This is a genomic window from Actinoplanes sp. NPDC089786, assembly GCF_040684855.1.
In the GTDB taxonomy this organism is placed as follows: domain Bacteria; phylum Actinomycetota; class Actinomycetes; order Mycobacteriales; family Micromonosporaceae; genus Actinoplanes.
This window is the reverse complement of sequence record NZ_JBFBGU010000008.1, coordinates 76614-97725: the sequence shown is the minus strand read 5'-3', so window position 1 is coordinate 97725 and position 21112 is coordinate 76614. Positions and strand designations below refer to the sequence as shown.

General features: G+C 70.5%; 19 protein-coding genes. 8 read left to right on the top strand and 11 right to left on the bottom strand.

Annotated features, from left to right (window positions below):
• Positions 1–41: 41 nt before the first annotated feature.
• From ccsB to hemL, 6 genes are all read right to left on the bottom strand, one after another.
• Positions 42–995 (bottom strand): c-type cytochrome biogenesis protein CcsB, encoded by a 954-nt coding sequence (gene ccsB / locus AB0O15_RS23880; RefSeq protein WP_364322306.1) that lies wholly within the window; start codon positions 993–995, stop codon positions 42–44.
• Complete coding sequence (locus AB0O15_RS23875) at positions 995–2509, bottom strand: cytochrome c biogenesis protein ResB (protein WP_364322644.1); 1515 nt, start codon at positions 2507–2509, stop codon at positions 995–997. The genes ccsB and AB0O15_RS23875 overlap by 1 nt, the downstream gene beginning before the upstream one ends.
• A 113-nt stretch (positions 2510–2622) precedes the next feature.
• Positions 2623–3426, bottom strand: coding sequence for a cytochrome c biogenesis protein CcdA (locus AB0O15_RS23870; RefSeq protein WP_364322304.1), 804 nt, complete (start codon positions 3424–3426; stop codon positions 2623–2625).
• Positions 3426–3980 carry a TlpA disulfide reductase family protein gene (locus AB0O15_RS23865; RefSeq protein WP_364322302.1) on the bottom strand — a complete coding sequence of 185 codons (555 nt, stop codon included), beginning with the start codon at positions 3978–3980 and terminating at the stop codon, positions 3426–3428. The genes AB0O15_RS23870 and AB0O15_RS23865 overlap by 1 nt, the downstream gene beginning before the upstream one ends.
• A gap of 3 nt (positions 3981–3983) precedes the next feature.
• Positions 3984–4637, bottom strand: a complete 654-nt coding sequence (locus AB0O15_RS23860; protein WP_364322300.1) for a histidine phosphatase family protein — start codon at positions 4635–4637, stop codon at positions 3984–3986.
• Positions 4634–5986 (bottom strand): glutamate-1-semialdehyde 2,1-aminomutase, encoded by a 1353-nt coding sequence (gene hemL, locus AB0O15_RS23855; RefSeq protein ID WP_364322297.1) that lies wholly within the window; start codon positions 5984–5986, stop codon positions 4634–4636. Before hemL ends, AB0O15_RS23860 begins: the two co-directional genes overlap by 4 nt.
• A gap of 113 nt (positions 5987–6099) precedes the next feature.
• Between hemL and AB0O15_RS23850 the strand changes: the two genes are divergently transcribed.
• The 4 genes from AB0O15_RS23850 (at position 6100) to AB0O15_RS23835 (ending at position 7795) form a co-directional block, all read left to right on the top strand.
• The gene (locus tag AB0O15_RS23850; RefSeq protein ID WP_364322295.1) at positions 6100–6441 is read left to right on the top strand and encodes an STAS domain-containing protein; all 342 of its coding nucleotides are present in this window, start codon (positions 6100–6102) and stop codon (positions 6439–6441) included.
• A gap of 157 nt (positions 6442–6598) precedes the next feature.
• Positions 6599–6979: a MerR family transcriptional regulator gene (locus tag AB0O15_RS23845; RefSeq protein WP_364322293.1), complete on the top strand. Its 381-nt coding sequence runs from the start codon at positions 6599–6601 to the stop codon at positions 6977–6979.
• Positions 6961–7308 (top strand): thioredoxin domain-containing protein, encoded by a 348-nt coding sequence (locus tag AB0O15_RS23840; protein ID WP_364322291.1) that lies wholly within the window; start codon positions 6961–6963, stop codon positions 7306–7308. Before AB0O15_RS23845 ends, AB0O15_RS23840 begins: the two co-directional genes overlap by 19 nt.
• Before the next feature lie 10 nt (positions 7309–7318).
• Complete coding sequence (locus tag AB0O15_RS23835; RefSeq protein ID WP_364322289.1) at positions 7319–7795, top strand: NUDIX domain-containing protein; 477 nt, start codon at positions 7319–7321, stop codon at positions 7793–7795.
• 232 nt (positions 7796–8027) lie between these two features.
• Here AB0O15_RS23835 and AB0O15_RS23830 read toward each other — a convergent pair whose 3' ends face one another.
• The 3 genes from AB0O15_RS23830 to AB0O15_RS23820 are packed head-to-tail and all read right to left on the bottom strand — an operon-like array spanning position 8028 to position 13713.
• The gene (locus tag AB0O15_RS23830; RefSeq protein ID WP_364322287.1) at positions 8028–8780 is read right to left on the bottom strand and encodes an arginase family protein; all 753 of its coding nucleotides are present in this window, start codon (positions 8778–8780) and stop codon (positions 8028–8030) included.
• Positions 8780–9328, bottom strand: coding sequence for a response regulator (locus tag AB0O15_RS23825; RefSeq protein WP_364322285.1), 549 nt, complete (start codon positions 9326–9328; stop codon positions 8780–8782). Before AB0O15_RS23825 ends, AB0O15_RS23830 begins: the two co-directional genes overlap by 1 nt.
• A gap of 2 nt (positions 9329–9330) precedes the next feature.
• Positions 9331–13713: a HAMP domain-containing protein gene (locus AB0O15_RS23820; protein ID WP_364322283.1), complete on the bottom strand. Its 4383-nt coding sequence runs from the start codon at positions 13711–13713 to the stop codon at positions 9331–9333.
• Positions 13714–13775: 62 nt separating this feature from the next.
• Between AB0O15_RS23820 and AB0O15_RS23815 the strand changes: the two genes are divergently transcribed.
• Genes AB0O15_RS23815 through AB0O15_RS23805 form a run of 3 tightly spaced genes read left to right on the top strand, consistent with a single transcriptional unit; the run spans position 13776 to position 17107 of the window.
• Positions 13776–15848 carry a SpoIIE family protein phosphatase gene (locus AB0O15_RS23815; protein ID WP_364322281.1) on the top strand — a complete coding sequence of 691 codons (2073 nt, stop codon included), beginning with the start codon at positions 13776–13778 and terminating at the stop codon, positions 15846–15848.
• A 32-nt stretch (positions 15849–15880) separates the two neighbouring features.
• The gene (locus tag AB0O15_RS23810; RefSeq protein WP_364322279.1) at positions 15881–16432 is read left to right on the top strand and encodes a dihydrofolate reductase family protein; all 552 of its coding nucleotides are present in this window, start codon (positions 15881–15883) and stop codon (positions 16430–16432) included.
• Between the two features lie 45 nt (positions 16433–16477).
• Complete coding sequence (locus AB0O15_RS23805) at positions 16478–17107, top strand: dihydrofolate reductase family protein (protein WP_364322277.1); 630 nt, start codon at positions 16478–16480, stop codon at positions 17105–17107.
• Positions 17108–17111: 4 nt separating this feature from the next.
• Here AB0O15_RS23805 and AB0O15_RS23800 read toward each other — a convergent pair whose 3' ends face one another.
• Together AB0O15_RS23800 and AB0O15_RS23795 are read right to left on the bottom strand one after the other, a co-directional pair.
• A complete protein-coding gene (locus AB0O15_RS23800; protein WP_364322275.1) occupies positions 17112–17630 on the bottom strand; it encodes a GNAT family N-acetyltransferase in 519 nt (172 codons plus the stop codon).
• Positions 17631–17647: 17 nt separating this feature from the next.
• On the bottom strand, positions 17648–18829 hold the full coding sequence (locus AB0O15_RS23795) for an FAD-binding oxidoreductase (RefSeq protein WP_364322273.1): 1182 nt from the start codon (positions 18827–18829) through the stop codon (positions 17648–17650).
• Positions 18830–18968: 139 nt separating this feature from the next.
• Here AB0O15_RS23795 and AB0O15_RS23790 point away from each other — a divergent pair, with 139 nt between their 5' ends.
• Positions 18969–21032 carry a S9 family peptidase gene (locus tag AB0O15_RS23790; RefSeq protein WP_364322271.1) on the top strand — a complete coding sequence of 688 codons (2064 nt, stop codon included), beginning with the start codon at positions 18969–18971 and terminating at the stop codon, positions 21030–21032.
• Positions 21033–21112: the final 80 nt, after the last annotated feature.

Genomic DNA, 21112 nt, shown 5'->3' with positions numbered 1-21112 from the left:
CGCGTCATGCAAATCCTTGCAAGAAGTCATGCAAACAAGGGTCAGCCGGCGTTGGCGTACGAGTGCAGGCCCTCGAAGAACAGGTTGACGCCGAACAGGTTCATCAGCATCGTGGCGAAGCCGATCAGCGCGATCCAGGTGGCCGTGGTGCGCTTGACGCTCGGGGTCGCGCGGGCGTGCAGGTAACCGGCGTAGACGATCCAGGAGATGAACGCCCAGACCTCCTTCGGGTCCCAGCCCCAGTAGCGGCCCCAGGACGCCTCGGCCCACAGCGGACCGGCGATCAGGGCGCCGAACGTGAACAGCGGGAACGCGAACGCGTGCAGCCGGAAGGTGAGCCGCTCGAGCGTCTCGGCGGCCGGGACGCGCCGGCCCAGGGGGTACGGGAACCTCGTCCGGCCCTGGTCGTACCCCGACTTGATCAGGAACAGGGTGGCCGGCACCGCGCCGAACAGCAGGATGCCCGACGCCAGGATGATCGTCGAGACGTGGATGACGTACCAGTACGAGTTCAGGGCCGGGACCAGCGGGCCCACCGGGGTGTACGCGATCAGCCCGTTCGCGCCGAGCAGGACGACCATGGCCAGCGTCACGAACAGGCCGAGGTGCCGGATGGCCGGTCGCCGGCTGAGCACGCCCAGCCACACCACGGAGCCGACGAAGGACACCGACAGGATGAACTCGTACATGTTGCCCCAGGGCATCCGGTCGGCCGCGACCGAGCGGGTGACCAGGGTGCCGAGGTGGAGGGCCAGGGCCAGCGCGTTGACACCGACGCCGATCCGGCCGATCAGGGCGCCGCGGTCGGTGACCGCCTCGTCCTTCCAGGCCTCGCGGGCGGTCACCGGCGGTCCGCCGGCACCGACCAGTTCGCGGGCGGCCGCCCGGCCGATGTGGCTCCGGTTGCCGAAGGCGTACTCGGCGGCGAAGCAGACCATCGCGGCCAGGTAGGCCAGCACGGTGATCGCCATCAACTGGTTCGACAACTCCGCCATCACGCGGTCCCCTCGTCCCCTCGGGCGGCCTTCACGACACCCCGGAACTCGTCGGCGAAACCGGGATAGTCGGTACGTGGCAGGCCGCCGGCCTCCATCACGGTACGCCCGCCCGGGGCACCCTCGATGGCCAGGGGCGACATCCGGAAGAAGACCCGCCGGCGCCGCCCGTAGAGCGACGCCATCAGCCCGAGCAGGCCGAGGACCGCGCCGGCCAGCACGACCGGCAGGGTCGGATCGTCCCGGACGGCCAGCGTGGCGAACCGCTTGGTGCCGAGGAACTCCAGCTTCGTGCCGTCGTCCAGGGTCCAGGCCTGGCCCGGCTTCAGCTCGTGGGGCCGGCCGTCGCCGCTGACCCGCTTCAGCTTGCCGGTGGCGATCTGGCCGCGGTCCAGGGAGTACACCGATCCGGGCACGCCCGCGTCGACCCCGAGGTTCCCGCGGTACGCCGTGAGGAACAGCACCGGGTTGTTCTCGGCCGGGAACACCGACGTCGGCCGGTTGTCGTCACCCACCGTCGGCAGGTAGACGCCCTCGAAGCCGACCTGCAGGTTCTCGTCCCGCCGGTCGGTCTTCGGGTCGATGTTCACGTCCGGGAAGGTCGCGACGCCCTCGCTGGTGAACATGCCGTCGCGCGGCAGGAACGGCACCACCTTGGTCTGCTGCCGGCCGAACCGGTCGGTGTAGCGCAGCATCGGCGCGTACCCGTGGCCGATCAGGCTGACCGTGGCGCCGGAGAGCCGCAGCGGGTGGTTGACCCGGAAGTCGCGGGTGGTCTCCTTGCCGTCCTCGTCGACCAGCACGGTGGCGCCGAACGTCTTGGGCTGCCCGGTCGGCTGGAAGGTGACCGAGAACCTCTCCAGTTCCAGGCAGAACGTCGGAAGATCTTCCGGACCGACGCGCGCCCCGAGCTTGGACTCGTCGTACTGCGTCACCGCGTTGCAGAAACCACGGTCCTTGCCCTCGACCAGGAGGCGGTTGCCGTGCCAGCCGTACCAGGCGCCGAAACCCACGCCGATCAGCACGGCCAGCAAAGCGACGTGGAACAGCAGGTTGCCGGTCTCCTTGAGGTAGCCCTTCTCGGCGCCGACCGTCCACACGCCGCCCTCATGCTCCCGGAGCCGGGCCCGCCAGAGCCGCTTGCGCAAGCTTTCCGCAACGGCTGCGGCGACGGCCGCGGGCTCACCGGCCTGGTCCGCCGCCGGGGCGTGTTGCGGCAGGCGGTCCAAACGCTTCGGAGCATCCGGGGGTACGGAGCGGAGCGCGCGAAAGTGCTCCAGCAGCCGCGGCGCCACGCAGCCGACCAGCGACGTGAACAGCAGAAGGTAGACCGCGGCGAACCAGACCGACGCGTACACGTCGAACATGCCCAGCCGGTCGAGGAACGGGGCGAGGTCGGGGTGGGCGCGGAAGTAGCCCGCCACCCGCTCGATGTTGACCGAGCGCTGCGGCAGCACCGAGCCCGGGATGGCCGCGATGGCGAGCAGGAAGAGCAGCACCAGCGCGGTACGCATGCTGGTCAGCTGGCGCCACGAGTTGCGCAGGAAGGCCCACACCGGGTTGGCCCGGCGCGGCGGCGGCGCGTCCTGGGCTGCCCGGTCCTGCACGGCGGTCCGTTGCTTGATGGTCACAGCAGCGTCCCGGCGTCGTAGTTGAACGTGGTCAGCAGCCAGATCAGGAAGCCGTTCCAGCCGCCGGTGACCAGCGCCAGCCCGACCAGGATGAGCAGGCCACCGCCGATCCGGGTGACCCAGCGGCTGTGTCGCCGCACCGCCTTGAACACCCCGATGAGCTTGCGGAAGAACAGCCCGAACAGCACGAACGGCACACCCAGGCCGAGGCTGTAGGCCAGCGCGAGCACCACCGCCCGGTCGGTCTGCCCGGTGGTGGTGGCCAGGCCCATCACCGCGCCCAGGGTCGGGCCGGTGCACGGCATCCAGGACAGCCCGAAGATCGCGCCGAACACCGGGGCGCCGGCCAGCCCGGCGTTCGGCAGCTTGTGGATCCGGAACTCGCGCTGCATTCCCGGGACCACGCCGAGGAAGGCCAGGCCGAGCACGATGATCAGCACACCGAGGACGATCTCGAGCTCGCGCTTGTGCTGGAGGGCCACACCGATGTTCGCGGCCAGGGTGGCCAGCAGCGTGAAGACGACCGAGAAGCCGAGCACGAAGAGGCTGGTCCCGGCGAGCACCCTGCCCTTCGTACGCACCGGGGTGGCCACCGCGACCGACCCGGAGTTCTGGGTGTCCGAGCGATCGTTGGTGTCCTCCAGATCAGAACCGGCCAGACCGGTCACATAGGACAGATAACCCGGCATCAGCGGCAGCACGCACGGCGACAGGAAGCTGACCAGGCCGGCGATGGCCGACACGGCGATCGCGAGGATCAGCGGGCCGCTGCCGGCGATGCCCGCGAAGGTCTCGCCCATCAGGGCGTCCTCTCGGCGGCCACCCGCTCGACCAGCGGCCGCAACTCGGTGACCACGGTGGCCCGGCGCAGCGCGACCGCGATCTTGCCCTCACGGTCGAGGATCAGCGTCTGCGGGGTGCTCACCTGGTTGACGTCGAACTTCAGCGCGACCTTGCCGTCCGGGTCGAAGACGCTGGGGTACGTGACCCGGCCCCGCTCGAAGTCCCGGGCCGCGTCACGGTCGTCGCGCGAGTTGACGCCGATGAACGAGACACCCTTGGCCTTGGTCGCCTGGAACGTCTGCTCCAGGTCGTCCGCCTCGGCGCGGCACGGGTTGCACCACGAGCCCCAGAAGTTGACCACCACGACTTTGCCGCGGTCGGCCGCCACGTCGTAGGTGCCGCCGTCCAGCAGCTCGCCGGTGACGTCCTCGACCTGGGGGCGCTGGCCGGCCGGGCACTCGATGACGCCCTGGGTGGTGACGCAGTCGTCGACCCAGCTGTCGCTGCCGCAGCCCGCCAGCGCGCCGCCGGCGAGGACGGCCGTGGTGAGCAGCGCAACGAGGCGGCGCATCGGTCAGGCCCCCTTGGCCGTCCGGGCGCCCGGGGACATGGCAACCAGATGGGCGGCGGGTTCGGAGTAGTCGATGCCGGCGATCTTGCTGCCCTCGAACCGGAACGTCGTCAGGCTGGCCAGGCCGCACTGGCGGCGGCGCGGGTCGTGCCAGAGGCGCTTGCGTTCCACGTACCGCCGGAGGGTCCAGATCGGCAGCTGATGTGAGACGCAGACCGCCTCGTGTCCCTCGGCCGCCACCCGCGCGGCCTGGACCGCCTCGAACATCCGCTTGGCGATGGCCAGGTAGGCCTCGCCCCAGGACGGGGTGATCGGGTCGCGCAGCACCCACCAGTTGCGCGGGTCGCGGAACGAGCCGTCGCCCGGCGACACACCCTTGCCCTCGAAGTAGTTGGCGCTCTCGATCAGCCGCACATCGGTGGCGACGTCCAGCTTGTACTGAGCCGCGAAGGGTTCCGCGGTCTCCTGCGCGCGTTCCAGCGGGCTGGCCACGACATGGGTGACGTCGCGGTCCTTGAGCACCTCGGCGGCCGCCTTGGCCATCTGCACGCCCAGTTCCGACAGGTGGAAGCCGGGCAGCCGCCCGTACAGAATCTTGGTCGGGTTGTGCACCTCACCGTGGCGCAGCACATGGACGACGGTGGTGGACTCGCTCATCGACTCTCCCCCATGGCGGCCGCCGCGGCCCGGGCGGCGGGTGGCAACGCCTCCGCGATCGTCTCCAGCGCGGCCTCGTCCAGCGCCGCCGACACGAACCACGACTCGAAGGCGCTCGGCGGCAGGTAGACGCCCCGGGACAACATCTCGTGGAAGAACGCCTTGAACGCCCCGGCGTCCTGGGTCTTCGCCGTCTCGTAGTCGTGCACGTCGGCGCCGGTGAAGAAGATCGAGAACATGTTGCCCGCGTACGAGAGCCGGTGTGGCACCCCCGCGACGGTCAGCGCGTCGGACGCCAGCGCACCGACGGTCGCGGACAGCTCGTCGAGGCGCTTGTAGACGCCGTCGTCGGCCAGCCGCAGCGAGACCAGGCCGGCGGCGCAGGCCAGCGGGTTGCCCGAGAGCGTGCCGGCCTGGTAGACCGGGCCGGCCGGGGCCAGCCGGGACATGATCTCGGTGCGGCCGCCGAACGCCGCCGCCGGCAGACCGCCGCCCATCACCTTGCCGTACGTGTAGAGGTCGGCGTCCACCGGATCGAGGCCCTGCCAGCCGTTCCGGGTGACCCGGAAGCCGGTCATCACCTCGTCGACGATCAGCAGCGCGCCGTCGGCGTGGGCGATCTCGGCCAGCCGCTGGTTGAAGCCGTCACGCGGCGGCACCACGCCCATGTTGCCGGCCGCCGCCTCGGTGATCACCGCGGCGATCTGGCCCGGCCGCTCGGCGAACACCGCCTCGACCGCCGCGACGTCGTTGTACGGAACTACCACGGTGTCGGCCGCCGACGCACCGGTCACACCGGGCGAATCGGGCAGGCCCAGCGTGGCCACCCCGGACCCGGCCGCGACCAGCAGCGCGTCCACGTGACCGTGGTAGCAGCCGGCGAACTTCACGATCGTCGACCGGCCGGTGAAGCCGCGGGCCAGCCGGATCGCGGTCATCGTCGCCTCGGTGCCCGAGTTGACCAGCCGGACCTGGTCGATCGGCGTCCGGGCGACGATCTCGGCCGCCAGCTCGACCTCGCCCTCGGTGGGCGTACCGAAGCTGGTGCCCTTGGCCGCGGCGGCCTGGACCGCCGCGACCACCTCGGGATGGGCGTGGCCGTGGATCAGCGGCCCCCACGAGCAGACCAGGTCGACGTAGCGGCGGCCGTCGGCGTCGGTCAGCCACGAGCCCTTCCCCGATCGCATGAACCGGGGCGTGCCGCCGACCGCGCGGAACGCACGCACGGGTGAATTGACCCCGCCCGGCACGATGGCGCGGGCGCGGTCGAACAGGGCCTGGGAAACCGGGGCGTCCTCCGAGTAGGGGAACGGCTCGGCGCGGTATGAGGTGGTCACAGCGTCATCCATTCTGGCAGCGGCGTACGACCGAAGTGGCAAGAGGGTTGTTCATGTCACCTTGGGTGACCCGCGTGGGGCGCTCTCAACAGGAAGTCCGTGGCGGCTCGCGATAGGGTGAAGCGGTGGAGCGACCGGAGCTGTCCATCACGGTGCAGCGTGCCCCCGACGAGCTGACTTTCGTGCTCGCCGGTGAGATCGACGTGCTCACGGTGGCCAAGCTGAGCGCGCTGGTGAACGAGGAACTGGCCGACCCGCCCGCCCGGATGGTCCTCGACATGGCCGGTGTCACCTTCTGCGACAGCCAGGGCCTGGGCACCCTGGTGGTGCTCAGCCGCAAGGCCCAGCATGCACGCTCGGTGCTCAGCCTGGCCAACGTCGGCGACTTCCTGATGCGCGTGCTCGACATCACCGGCCTGCGTTCCGCCCTGATGATCAGCAGCGCTGTTCCGCCACTCCGGCCCTAATCGCGCGGGGAGATGTTCTGGGAGTGTCCGGGCGGTGGGTTGATGCGCTGAGTGCGCGGCCGCCCCGGTGGTTCGCTTTGGGCCCTGCTTGGGCTCACCTTGCTTTTCTTGGGTTTGTTGTTGCCTTGACGTGGGTGTCACGGCATAACGTCGACGCATGCTGATCGGGGAGCTGGCCGCTCGGGCCGGGACGTCGGCCCGCACGCTGCGTTACTACGAGCAGCACGGGCTGGTGCGGGCGTCCCGGGACGCGCGCGGCTACCGCTGCTACGACGACGCCGAGTTGCGGGTGGTTGGCGAGATCCGGTCATTGCTCGACTCCGGGTTCGCCCTGGACGACATCCGGCCCTTCGTCGCCTGCCTGCGCGCCGGCAACGAGGCCGGTCACGTCTGCCCCGACTCGGTGGCCGTGCTGCGCCGCAAACTGGCCGAGGTCGACGGGGTTCTCGATCAGCTCCACGCCGTCCGCGACCGGCTGCACGCCCAGCTGGCCGAAGCAATCGAGGAGCGCACCATCCGATGCCAGATGACCTGCTGAAAGTCGTCACCGACGCCACCTTCGCGGACGAGGTGCTGCTCAGCACCACCCCGGTCCTGGTCGACTTCTGGGCCGAGTGGTGCCCGCCCTGCCGCCCCCTGGCCCGGACACTGGCCACCCTGGCCCCGTCGTTCGCGGGCCGCATCGTCTTCGCCAAGCTGAACTCCGACGAGAACCCGGAATCGACCCGCGCCTACCGCGTGATGTCCATGCCGACGCTCCTGCTCTTCCGGGCCGGCCGCCCGATCACCACGATCGTCGGCGCCCGTCCCGCGGCCTACCTGCGCGCCAAACTCACCGAGGCCGTCGAGCCCTACGCCAACCACTAACGTTGGCCGGGTGTATGCCCGCCGATCCGCTCGTGTGCTGCTCGTCGACGGCCACGACCGGTTGCTGCTGCTCGGCAACCGGTTCTCGCACGGCGAGGTGTGGCTGACGCCCGGCGGCGGCAAGGGCCGGTTCGAGCCGCTGGCCAAGGCGGCCGCGCGCGAGCTGTTCGAAGAGGTCGGCCTGACCGTCGACCGGCGCGACCTGGGTGCGCCGGTCGCGTTCACCTCCGGGTACGCCGACCTGAGCTTCGCCAAGGGCACGTTCCGCGACGACTTCTTCTTCCACCGCGTCGACCACCACGACATCGACACCAGCCGCATGGAGGACCTGGAGCGCGGCTTCCACACCGGCCACCGCTGGTGGAGCCTCCCCGAACTCCGCTCCGCGACCGAGACCATCTACCCGTTCGGCCTGCCACCCCTGCTGACCGACCTGCTGGCCGGCCGCCGCCCCACCACCCCGGTCCAACTCCCCTGGCACCACTAGCGAGCTTCCAGCGTGGAGGTCCCGCCGGCCGCCGTTCGTGGCAGTGGTAGGCCCTGACGGCATTCCGGGCCGCAACGCCGCGCTGCTCTACCACCGTTCGTGGCAGTGGTAGGCCCTGACGGCGCCGCCGGTCCCCACACCGCTCGCGTCCCTTACCGCACCACCCGTTAGCCAGAGGGAGCCGGCGACGGTGAGGACGAGCATCAGCGCAGACCGCCGCCCGGAAAGCTCTCTAGAACGCGCGGGTCAGGTCCTCGATGAGGGCGGCTCGGGTCTGTTGGACGGCCGGGTCGGAGGTGGGGTGCCAGGGGCAGGCGATGTCGAGGGCGACCACGCGGTTGGTGTCGACGATGCGGCGGACCGCGTGCAGGACGTCGGCGGCGGCCGGGCCGTCGGGGGCCTCGAAGAGCAGGCCGGGCAGTTCGCCGGGGTCGATCACGTCGAGGTCGACATGGACGATCAGCGGGCCGTCGGGGAGTTTCGCCACGTCCAGGTCGGTCACGCCGGTGCGGAGGATCGCGCTGGTGCGGAGGAACTCGGCCTCGGCGGGATCGAGGTCGCGGGCGTCGACCAGGACGCTGCGGGCCTCGGCGACCGGGCGTACGCCCAGCGGGGTGGCCAGGCGGTCGGCGTGGGCGCCCTGGAGCAGGCGCAGGGACAGGCCGCCCAGGTAGCCGGAGGTGCTCGTCTCCAGGGTGTGGACGTCGCCGTGGGCGTCGAACCAGATCACCGCCGGGTCGTGGCCGGCCCGCTGGGCGCCGGCCAACGTGGCCATCGCGACCAGGCAGTCGCCGGAGAGCACGATGGTGTCGCCGTCGGCCTTGATCTCGGCGGCGATCGCGTCGGCGGCCGCGTCGTGCAGGGCGACCAGGCGGGACCAGAGGTCGCCCTGGGGCAGCTCGGGGGTGATCGCCGAGACGGCCGCGGTCACCGGCAGCAGGTCGTCGGCCAGGCGGTGGTCCTGGTGGTACGGAACGAGGATCATCAGTGGCCCCAGCGCGCCTTCTCCAGCAGTTCCAGGGCCTCGACGGCGGCGTTGTCGCCGTTCGCGCGCAGCACCCGGGCGGCCTCGTCGACCGTCTCGGTCAGTTTCTGCCACTGCGCGTCCCGCTCGCGGGTCGCCTCGCCCTGGGCCTTGAGCTGCTGGGTCTTGGTCCACAGCTCGACGAAGATGGACACCTTGGCCCGCAGCACCCACGGGTCGAACGGCTTGGTCAGGTAGTCGACCGCGCCCACCGCGTACCCGCGCAGGGCCAGCTGGGCGTCCCGGTCGGCCGCGGTCAGGAAGAGGATCGGCACGTGCCGGGTGCGTTCCCGCCGCTTGATGTGGCTGGCCGTCTCGAAACCGTCCATGTTGGGCATCTGGGCGTCCAGCAGGATCACCGCGAAGTCGTCGGTGAGCAGCTGTTTCAGTGCCGCCTCACCGCTCTCCACGGCCACCGCCGTCACCGGCAGGCCCTGCAGGATGGCCTCCAGGGCGAGCAGATTGTCCCGCCGGTCGTCCACCAGCAGCGCTTTGGCCCGGTCAGCCACGCTCAGCCACGCTCCGTCTCGGTCTTGTCGGCGTTGACCCAGCGGGCCATCAGCTCGATCAGCTCATCCAGGTCGACCGGTTTGGTGATGTAGTCGCTGGCGCCGGCGGCCAGCGCCGACTCCCGGTCGCCGGGCATCGCCTTCGCGGTCAGGAAGACTACCGGCAGGTCGCGGAAGCGCTGGTTGCGCCGGATCCCGCGGGTCGTCTCGTAGCCGTCCTGGTCAGGCATCATCGCGTCCATCAGCACGATGTCCACCTCGGGGTGTTCGGCCAGCTTGCGGACGCCGTCCACGCCGTTGTCGGCGTAGAGCACGTTCAGCCCGTGCATCTCCAGCGCGCTGGTCAGGGCGAAGACGTTGCGTACGTCGTCGTCCACGATCAGCACGGTCGCGCCGTCGAGCTGGCGGCTGGCCGGGGTGACCACGTGCTTGTCCTCCGGCCGCGAGTTGATCAACGGGAAGTCGAAGGTCGGCGGCGAGGTGCGGGGCGGGGTCACCGCGGCCGGTGGCGGCAGGAGCGGCGCGGGCATGGCATCGGGTACGAACGAGTCGGGCATGAACAGCGTGAAGGTGGAGCCCTCGTTCGGCACCGACTGGACCACGATCTCGCCGCCCAGCAGCGCGGCCAGTTCCCGGCTGATCGACAGCCCGAGCCCGGTGCCGCCGTACTTGCGGCTGGTCGTGCCGTCGGCCTGCTGGAACGCCTCGAAGATCAGGCTGAGCTTCTCGTCCGAGATGCCGATGCCGGTGTCGGTGACCGCGAACGCGACCACCTGACCGGCCTGGCGCAGCGACGGCATGTCGAAGTCGGTGCCCGCCTCGGCCGCCGTGATGCTCAGCGTGACCAGGCCGTTGTCGGTGAACTTGACCGCGTTCGCGAGCAGGTTGCGGAGGATCTGCTGGAGCCGCTGCGAGTCGGTGACCAGCACCGCGGGCAGGTCGGTGGCCAGGTCGACCCGGAACTCGAGGCCCTTCTCGTCGGCCTGCGGGCGGAACGCCTGCTCGACGTAGCTGCGCAGGCCCTCCAGGTCGACCTGGTCGGGTTCCACGTCCATCCGGCCGGCCTCGATCTTGGACAGGTCGAGGACGTCGTCGATCAGGGACAGCAGGTCGGAACCGGCGCTGTGGATCGTACGGGCGAATTCGATCTGCTTCTCGGTGAGGTTGGCGTCGGGGTTGTCGGCGAGCAGGCGGGCCAGCAGGAGCAGCGAGTTCAGCGGGGTCCGCAGCTCGTGGCTCATGTTGGCGAGGAACTCGTTCTTGTAGGCCGACGTACGCGTGAGCTGTTGGGCCTTCTCCTCCAGGCCGAGCCGGGCCAGTTCGATCTCGCGGTTCTTGGTCTCGATGTTGGCCTTCTGGTCGCTCAGCAGCTTGGCCTTGTCCTCCAGTTCGGCGTTGGTGCGCTGGAGCTCGGCCGACTGGTCCTGCATCTCCCGGGCCAGCCGCTGGGACTGGGAGAGCAGCTCCTCGGTGCGCCGGTTGGCCTGGATGGTGTTGAGCGCGACGCCGATGCTGGCGACCAGCCGCTCGAGGAAGGTGAGGTGCAGGCCGGAGAACGCCGCCACCGACGCGAACTCGATCACGCCGAGCATCTCGCCCTCGAACACCACCGGCAGCACGACCAGGTCGTTCGGCGGCATCGACATCAGCCCGGACCGCATGGTCAGCACACCGTCGTGCGTCGCGCGGACCCGGATGGTCCGCCGGCTGACCGCGGCCTGGCCGACCAGGCCCTCGCCGGGCCCGAACGTCACCTCGTGGTTGCGGGCCACGTAGCCGTACGAGGCGGCCAGCCGCAGGCGCATCACCGCCTGCTCGTTGTCGACCAGGAAGAAGGCCCCGAGCTGGGCGTCGACCAGGGGCGTGACCTCGGTCATGATCATCCGGCAGACCTCGCCGGGGTCGCGCTGGCCCTGCAGCAGACCACCGATGCGGGCCAGGTTGGAGTCGAGCCAGCCCTGCTCCGCGTTGGTCTTGGTGGTGTCGCGGAGAGTGACGATCATCTGGTTGATGTTGTCCTTGAGCTCGGCGACCTCGCCCTGCGCCTCGACCGACACGCTCTGGGTCAGGTCGCCGCGGGTCACCGCGGTGGACACCTCGGCGATCGCGCGCAGCTGGATGGTCAGCGTGGCGGCGAGCTGGTTGACGTTGTCGGTGAGGTCTTGCCAGGTGCCGGAAACGCCCTTGACCTGGGCCTGACCGCCGAGCTTGCCCTCGATGCCGACCTCCCGGCCGACCCGGGTGACCTCGGTGGCGAACGAGCTGAGCTGGTCGACCATCGTGTTGACGGTCTCCTTCAGCTCGGCGATCTCACCCTTGGCGTCGACCGTGATCTTCTGGCTCAGGTCACCCTTGGCCACCGCGGTGGTGACCGAGGCGATGTTGCGCACCTGGGCGGTCAGGTTGGAGGCCATGTAGTTCACGTTGTCGGTGAGGTCGCGCCAGGTGCCGGCCACGCCGCGGACCTGGGCCTGACCGCCGAGCTTGCCCTCCGAACCGACCTCGCGGGCCACCCGGGTGACCTCGTCGGCGAACGAGCTGAGCTGGTCGACCATCGTGTTCACGGTGTTCTTCAGCTCGAGGATCTCGCCCTGCGCGTCGACCGTGATCTTCTGCGACAGGTCACCCTTCGCGACCGCGGTGGACACCTGGGCGATGTTGCGCACCTGGGCGGTCAGGTTGGTCGCCATGTAGTTCACGTTGTTGGTCAGGTCGCGCCAGGTGCCGGCCACGCCACGGACCTGGGCCTGACCGCCCAGCTTGCCTTCAGAACCCACCTCACGGGCCACCCGGGTGACCTCGTCGGCGAACGAGCTGAGCTGGTCGACCATGGTGTTGACCGTGGACTTCAGCTCGAGGATCTCGCCGCGGGCGTCGACCGTGATCTTCTGGCCGAGGTCGCCCTTGGCCACCGCGGTGGTGACCGAGGCGATGTTCCGCACCTGGTTGGTCAGGTTGGTCGCCATATAGTTCACGTTGTCGGTGAGGTCGCGCCACGTACCCGCGACGCCCTTGACCTGGGCCTGACCGCCCAGCTTGCCCTCCGAACCCACCTCACGGGCCACCCGGGTGACCTCGTCGGCGAACGACGACAGCTGGTCGACCATGGTGTTCACGGTGTCCTTCAGCTCGGCGATCTCGCCGCGCGCGTCGACCGTGATCTTCTGGCTCAGGTCGCCCTTGGCCACCGCGGTGGACACCTGGGCGATGTTCCGCACCTGGTCGGTGAGGTTGTTGGCGAGCTGGTTCACGCTCTCGGTGAGGCTGCGCCAGGTGCCGGAGACGCCGCGGACCTGGGCCTGACCGCCCAGCTTGCCCTCGGTGCCGACCTCGCGGGCCACCCGGGTCACCTCGTCGGCGAACGACGAGAGCTGGTCGACCATCGTGTTGACGGTGTCCTTGAGCTCGAGGATCTCGCCCTGCGCGGCCACCGTGATCTTCTGCGACAGGTCGCCGGTGGCCACCGCGGTCGACACCTGGGCGATGTTCCGCACCTGGCTGGTCAGGTTGGACGCCATCGAGTTCACCGAGTCGGTGAGGTCCTTCCAGGTGCCGGCCACGTTCGGCACCTGGGCCTGGCCGCCCAGCTTGCCCTCGGTGCCCACCTCGCGGGCTACCCGGGTCACCTGCTCGGCGAACAGGCGCAGCGTGTCGGTCAGCCCGTTCATCGTGTCGGACAGCGCGGCCACCTCGCCGCGAGCCGAGACGGTGATCCGCTGGGTCAGGTCGCCGCGGGCCATCGCGGTGGCCACCTGCGAGATGGACCGCACCTGGTGGGTCAGATTGGAGGCCATCGTGTTCACCGAGTCGGTGAGGTCCTTCCAGGTGCCGGCCACGCCGCGGACGTCGGCCTGGCCGCCCAGCTCACCCTCGGTGCCCACCTCGCGGGCGACCCGGGTCACCTCGTCGGCGAACGACGACAGCTGGTCCACCATCGTGTTCACGGTTCGCCCGATTCGCAGGAATTCACCCCGGAGGGGTCGCCCGTCCATCTCGAGTGCCATGTGCTGGGACAGGTCGCCGTCGGCCACGGCCACGATCACCCGGGAGATCTCGGTGGTCGGCCGGCCCAGGTCGTCGATCAGCGAGTTCACCGAGCGCACCGAGTCGGCCCACGCTCCGTCAAGACCCTCCTCGTCGAGGCGTTCGGTCAGCCGCCCGTCCCGGCCGACGATCCGGCTGATCTTGCGTACCTCCAGCGTCTGCCGCTCCTGAAGCGACACGACCTCGTTGAACGCATCAGCCACCTCGCCCGCGGTGCCGGACCATCGCGGCAGGCGTACCTTGAGATCGCCACGGCGCACCCGCCGCAGCGCCTCAGCCAGTTCGCCGAGCAGAGCGCCGTCGTCGGGCGCGCCGACGCTGACCTGTTTGGCCGCAGTCATGCTGTCCTCACTCGCTGTCCACCGACATAGGGTGCTTCATCATCCCTCGCCCGAGCGGGTCAATGCGAGACACAGCTTTGTGCATCGAGCCGGGATCAGGAGAGGATGCTGACGTGTCGGTTGAAGCGGGCGCCGTGAGCGCGCTGGTCCGCCGGGTCCGGTTGCCCAACGACCGGCGCACGCCTGCCGCCGCCCGCGCCCTGGTCCGCTCGGTGCTCGAGGAAGCCGGTCTGGATGCGCTGCTCAACGAGGCTCTGTTGCTCACCACCGAGCTTTCCACGAACGCGGTGGTGCACGCCAACACCGAGCTCGACATCGAGGTCACGGCCGATAACGAAGGCCTGACCGTCACCGTCACCGACTTCGCGCCGGGCCCGGTCGAGCAGCTCGCGGTCGGCCCGCGCAACGAGACCGTGGACATCGGCGAGGTTGCGGAGCGTGGCCGCGGGCTGCTGCTGGTCGACCATTTCGCCAGCCGTTGGGGCACTGTTCACGAGGGCACCGGCAAGGGTGTCTGGTTCCGGCTCGAGGCCAGGGCCGGCGGTACGGCGGTGGCCACGGCCGTTCCCACCGGTGCCGCGCCCGAGGCCGACCTGCCCAGCGTCGGCGCGCTCGCCACGCTGCTGGAGGTCCGGCCCGAGCGCAGCACCGAGGAGGGTCTCGCCGACTTCGCCCTCGAGCTGCTCTCCCGCCTGGCCCGGCTGACCGGCGCGGCCGGCGGCGTGGTGCGCCTCGACCGCGGCGACGGCACCGGACGTCAGATCATGGCCCGCTACGGTCGCGCGCCCCGGGACGACGCGGCCACGATCCGGGTCGGGCTCACCGTGCAGCGGCCGTACGCCGGCGAGCTCGAGCTGGATGCCTCCCCCGACGGGTACGGGCGACCGCTCGCCGAGATCGTCGCCGAGCGCCTCGCGCTGCACCTGGAGAACGACCGGCTGCGCCGCGCCGACCTGCGCCGGCAGACCTGGCTGACCTTCCTGGCCGAGGCCAGCGAGCTGCTCGCCCAGTCGCTCGACGTCAACCTCACGATGGCCCTGATCCCCCAGCTGGTGGTGCCGCGGCTGGGCCAGTGGTGCGCGGTGCACACCACCGACGCCTGGGGCCGGCTCCAGCTGGCCGCGGCCACCCACGCCGACGAGGCGGCGGTCGCCCAGCTGCACGCCACCCTGGCCGAGACCGGTACCGACTCGATCGTGGCCCGGCTCGAGGAGGCGTCCCGGCTCGGCACGCAGGTGATGTTCGGCACGCCCGCCGAGGGCTTCGCGGTGCCGCTGGTGGCCCGGGGCCAGCGCCTCGGCACGCTGGCGATCGGCCGCCACCTGACCCACCGGCACGACGCCGACGAGGTCGCGGTGCTCGAGGACGTGGCCCGCCGGGCGGCCCTGGCCATCGACAACGCCCGCATCCACGACGAACGGCGCAAGGTCGCGCGTACGCTCCAGGCCTCGCTCCTGCCCCCGGCCCTGCCACACGTCGACGGCGTCGGGTTCGCCGCCGAGTACGTGCCCACCGGCAGCGAGGTGGGCGGCGACTTCTACGACGTGGTGGCGTCGGAGAACGGCTGGGTGGTGGTGGTCGGCGACGTCTCCGGCAAGGGCGTGCAGGCGGCCACGGTGACCGGCCTGGTCCGCGACGTGATCCGGATCCTGGTCGACGACGGCAAGCCGATGACCGAGATCCTCTGCCGGGTCAACCGCACGCTGGTGCAGCGGGGCGGCGGCCGGTACTGCACGCTGGCGATGGCCTCGGTGGTCCAGGAGAAGGACGGCACCCTCTCGGTCTGCCTGCACCTGGCCGGCCACGACCGGGCGGTGCTGGTACGGGCCGACGGCAAGACGTCGTTCGTGGGCGAGGGCGGCACGGCGCTCGGGCTGCTCGAGACGATCTCGTCGCCGGACGCGCAGATCACCCTCGATCCGGGCGACTCGCTGATCTTCTACACCGACGGGGTGACCGAGCGGCGGCGCGGGCGCGAGCTGTTCGGCACGGCCCGGCTGCGCGAGGCGGCGGCGCCGCTGGCCGGCTACCCGGCCGACGTGATGGCCGCCCGGCTGCGCTCCACCACGATCAACTACTCGGTCGAGGAGCCGCGCGACGACATCGCGATCCTGGTCCTGCGCAACGACGCCTGAAACTGTCGTACGCCGGTGGCAGGCTCGTCGGCATGCCGAAGACCTCGTACTACACCGCGACCACGCTCGACGGCTACATCGCCGACGCCGACAACTCGCTGCAATGGCTCTTCGAGGCCGACTCCGGCGACAACTCGGAGTTCGCCGACTTCTTCGCCTCGGTCGGCGCCTTCGCGATGGGCCGCACCACCTGGGAGTGGGTCATCGACCACGAAGACCTGCGCGCCGATCCGGGCAAATGGCACGGCTACTACGGTGACGTCCCGGCCTGGGTGTTCAGCAACCGCCCGCTCGAGCCGGTGCCCGGCGTCGACGCCCGGTTCGTCCGGGGTGATGTGCGCCCGGTGCACGCCGAGATGACCGCCGCCGCCGCCGGGAAGGACATCTGGCTGGTCGGCGGTGGTGAGCTGGTCGGGCAGTTCGCCGACGCCGGGTTGCTCGACGAGTTGATCGTCGGCGTCGCCCCGGTCACGCTCGGCGGCGGCGCTCCGCTGCTCCCCCGCCGCCTCGAGTCGTCCCGGCTGACGCTGACCGGGGTGCGGCAGGTGCATCAGTTCGCCTATCTGACGTACGCGGTCAGTTAGGCATTTCGGCCGTATTTGTCCGCTGCGGGTGGCATCGTGGTCGTCGTGAAGACGCAGTACTACACCGCGACGAGCATCGACGGATACATCGCCGACTCGGACAATTCGCTCGACTGGCTGTTCGAGGTCGACGAGGGCACGGACAACCCGTTCGGCGCGTTCTTCGCCGGGGTGGGCGCCTTCGCGATGGGCGCCACCACCTACGAGTGGATCCTGGCCAACGACAACCTGCTCGACGAGCCCCAGAACTGGCACGACATGTACGGCGGCGTGCCGTGCTGGGTCTTCACCCACCGTGACCTGCCGCCGGTGCCGGACGCCAACATCTTCTTCATCAGCGGCGACGTGAAGCGCGTCCACGAGGCCATGGTGGTCGCCGCCCAGGGCAAGAATGTTTGGCTCGTGGGTGGCGGCGACCTGGTGGGCGAGTTCGCCGACCAGGGGCTGCTCGACGAGATCATCCTGGGCGTGGCGCCGGTCACCCTGGGCGCCGGGGCGCCGCTGCTCCCCCGCCACCTGTCGGCCCACCAGCTCGCGCTCACCCAGGTCGCCCAGATGGGCCAGTTCGCCTATCTCAGCTATGCCGTGGGTTCGCTGGCCGACTTCGGCCGCCACAAGGCCGCCGAGGTCCTGAGCAGCCACGACCCGTCCGAGCCGGCCGCGATCATCCGTTAGAGCGTCACACCAACAGCTTGCGGTAGACGCGGTAGTCGGTGGGGACGGCCAACATCGGGGCGAGCGCGGGATAGTGCTCTTCGATGGCGCCGATCCTCGTCTGTTCGTACCCCAACCGGGTGTACCAGGCGTGCAGGAATTCCTTCGACGCCAGCCTGCCCTCGCGTGGGACCAGCAGCTCGAGCTGCATGGCACGGCGGCCGGTGGCCCGCACCGCCGACTCGGCCCAGGCGACCAGGTCACGGCCGATGCCCTGGCCCCGCCGCGCGGGGTCGGCGGCCAGCAGGCCGAACTCGCCCGTCTGGTCATCGAGCAGCTGGACCCGGACCACCCCGGCCAGCCGGCCGTCGCGCCGATCGGCGACCAGCTCACCGGCGGCCAGCAGCGACGCGACCTCGTTCGGGTCGGTGCGGGTGGCGCCCGCGTGCCACAGGCCGCGTTCCGACTCGTCGTAGACCAGGTTCACCAGCCGGGTGATGTCGTCGACGAGGGCGGAGTCGGCGGCGGTCAGGCGTTCGATCATCGGACCATCAAACCGCGTCAGAACAGCTCGCGGCGACCGGCCATGTCGACCTCGCGGGCGATCGCGGGTGGCGCGCCGATGATCACCGCGCGGCCGCTGCGGGCCATCAGCACGCTGCGGACCGAGTCGACGATGCCCTCGACGCGCTGCGGTTCGAGGTCGCCGGGCAGCACGGCGTGGACCGTGCCGACGCCGGCCGAGCCCCGGATCGGCACCGCGCCGCCGGCCGCGTCGCGCAGGGCGTACACGGCGGCGTGGAGGTCTTCGATGCGGACCGAGATGCGTAGCGCGACGTCCTTGACGCCGAACGGGTAGCGGCCCCACCAGGTCGGCGCGATCTCGGCGACCTCGGCGCCCGGGCCCAGGGACCGGGCCAACCGGCCGGCCCGCTCGACCACCGACTGGGCCCCGCCCTCGAGCAGGACCGAGACCGCGCCGGGCGGTTGGGCCGTGGTGCGGCCGCCGGGCGCGGGCGTGGGCAGGTCGACCTCGACCGCGCTGGGATCGACCTGTTGGGCCAGGGCCTCGTCGACCAGGTTGTGGACCTGGAGCGGGGTGGACACCGGCACCGAGACCCAGCGCCGGGCGGCCGGCAGCGGTTCGAGGCGCAGGGCCGCGGAGAGGAGCACGCCGTCGAAGTCGTCGCCGACCAGCTCGGCCTCGCGCCTTTGCCCGTCGGCGTCCACATAGCCCACCCCGGCGACCTGGCCGGCCGGGGCGCCGTACTTGTGGCGCAGCGGGCCGGACTCGTTGGTGGCGAGCATGCCGCCGACGGTGGCCGATCGGGACGGCGGGTCGACCGCCAGCCGCTGGCCACGCAGGGCCAGGGCGGCCTGGAGCGCCCGCACCGGGGTGCCCGTGCCCACCTCGGCGGACAGTTCGGACGGACGGTGGTTCCACAGGCCGCCGAGGCGCCCGGTGTCGACCAGGAGGTCGACGCCGGCCGGTGGCGTACCCCAATCGATCTTGCTGCCGGACCCCCGCGCCCGCGCGGCGAGCCCCCGCTCCGCCGCGATCCGCAGGGTGTCCTCGACCTGACGCGCGGTGGCGGGCACGGTGACGAAGCTGACCCGCCGGCCGCCGACGGTGTCGATCGACCGGGCGGTACGCGCGAAGTCGGGGCCGCTGATGTCGGCCAGCGCGCGCAGCACCGGCTCACGGCGTGGTGGTAACGGAGGCGAGCCATTCGTCGCGGGCATCACACATTCCCCTGACATCGATGACCCCGAAGATCGTCCATTCTGGCGTATCGTACACATGTTCTAATCGCCCCGGGGAGGGCTGTTCATGCGACTAGTCACACCTGACATGGGTGAACTCGCCGGTATCCTGAGCGGGGTGACGAGCAATGTGCCTTCGGCCGCCCGTGTGCCCTCGGAGCGGACCTTCCACGGCGACACGGTGACGGACGACTATTCCTGGCTGGCAGATAAGGACAACCCCGACACGATCGCCTATCTGGAGGCCGAGAACGCCTTCGCCGAACAGGCCACGGCCCATCTGGCCGGCCTGCGCGAGACGGTCTTCGGTGAGATCAAGGCGCGTACGCAGGAGACCGACCTGACCGTCCCGGTCCGCAAGGGCGAGTGGTGGTACTACACCCGCACCGAGGAGGGCAAGCAATACGGCATCCACTGCCGGGTGCCGGTCCGTCCAGGTGAGACCGATCCGCCGGCCGAGGGTGCGGCGGGTGAGCAGGTGCTGCTCGACGGCAACGTGCTGGCCGAGGGCAAGGAGTTCTTCCAGCTCGGCGCGTTCGACGTGAGCCCCGACGGTCACTGGCTGGCCTACTCGACCGACTTCACCGGCGACGAGCGGTTCACGCTTCGGGTCAAGGACCTGCGCTCCGGCGAGGTGCTGGCCGACGAGGTCACCGATACGGGTTACGGCAGCGCCTGGTCGCTCGACGCGTCGGTGCTGTTCTACATCACGGTCGACGAGGCCTGGCGTCCCTACCGCGTGTGGCGCCACATCATCGGCCGCCCCGCGTCCGGCGACATCAAGATCTTCGAGGAGCCCGACGAGCGCTTCTTCGTCGGCGTCGGGCTCACCCGCAGCGAGAAGTTCATCCTGATCGACGCCCACAGCAAGACCACGTCCGAAGTACGCGCGATTCCCGCCGACACCCCGACGGCCGGGCCGGTGCTGGTCGCCCCGCGCCGGCAGGGCGTGGAATACAACGTGGAGCATCACGGGCACCGGTTTCTGATCCTGCACAACCACGAGGCCGAGGATTTCGCGCTGGCCTACACGTCGGCCGACGCACCGGGCGAGTGGGTCGAGCTGATTCCCGAGGAGCCCGGCGTCCGGCTCGAGTCGGTCGACTCGTTCCAGCGACACGTGGTGATCTCGCTCCGCAAGGACGGTCTGACCGGGCTGCGGGTGATCGCCGACGGCAGCACCGAGGCGTACGACATGGAGTTCCCCGAGCCGCTCTACAGCGTCGGGCTGACCTCCACCCCGGAATACGACACGTCGTCCGTGCGGATCAGCTACACCTCGATGACCACGCCCGAGTCGGTGTACGACGTCGACCTGATCACCCGCGCGATGACGCTGCGCAAACGCCAGCCGGTGCTCGGCGGCTACGACCCCGAGGGGTACGAGCAGTTCCGCGAGTGGGCGGTGGCCGACGACGGCACCAAGGTCCCGATCTCGATCGTGGCGCGCAAGGGCACACCGCGCGACGGCACGGCGCCGTTGGTGCTCTACGGCTACGGGTCGTACGAATACAGCATCGACCCCTACTTCTCGATCGCCCGGCTGTCGCTGCTCGACCGCGGGGTGGTGTTCGCCATCGCCCACATCCGGGGCGGCGGCGAGATGGGGCGGCGCTGGTACGACAACGGCAAGATGCTCGCCAAGAAGAACACCTTCACCGACTTCGTGGCCTGCGCCCAGGCCGTGGTCAAGCACGGGTGGACGTCGGCCGACCGGCTGGTCGCCCGCGGCGGGTCGGCGGGCGGGCTGCTGATGGGCGCGGTGGCCAACCTGGCCCCCGAGGCGTTCGCGGGGATCGTGGCGCAGGTGCCGTTCGTCGACCCGCTGACGTCGATCCTCGACCCGTCGCTGCCGCTCACCGTCACCGAGTGGGAAGAGTGGGGCAATCCGCTCGAGTCGGCTGACGTGTACGCCTATATGAAGGCCTACAGCCCTTATGAGAACGTCCGGGCGGTTCGGTACCCGCGGATCCTGGCCATGAGCGGGCTCAACGACACCCGGGTCCTCTACACCGAGCCGACGAAGTGGGTGGCGCGGTTGAGGGCGGTGGCGCCGGAGGGGTCCTATCTCCTGAAGACGGAGATGGGGGCGGGCCATGGCGGGCCCAGTGGGCGCTATGACGCGTGGAAGGAAGAGGCCTTCGTGGCCGCCTGGATCCTGGATGTGGTGGGGCTGGCCTAACCCCCCGCCGCCCCGGGGGAGGTGTGCGATGAACAACCCCGCGCTGTGAGGGAGCAGCGCGGGGTTGGGAGACGCGCGGC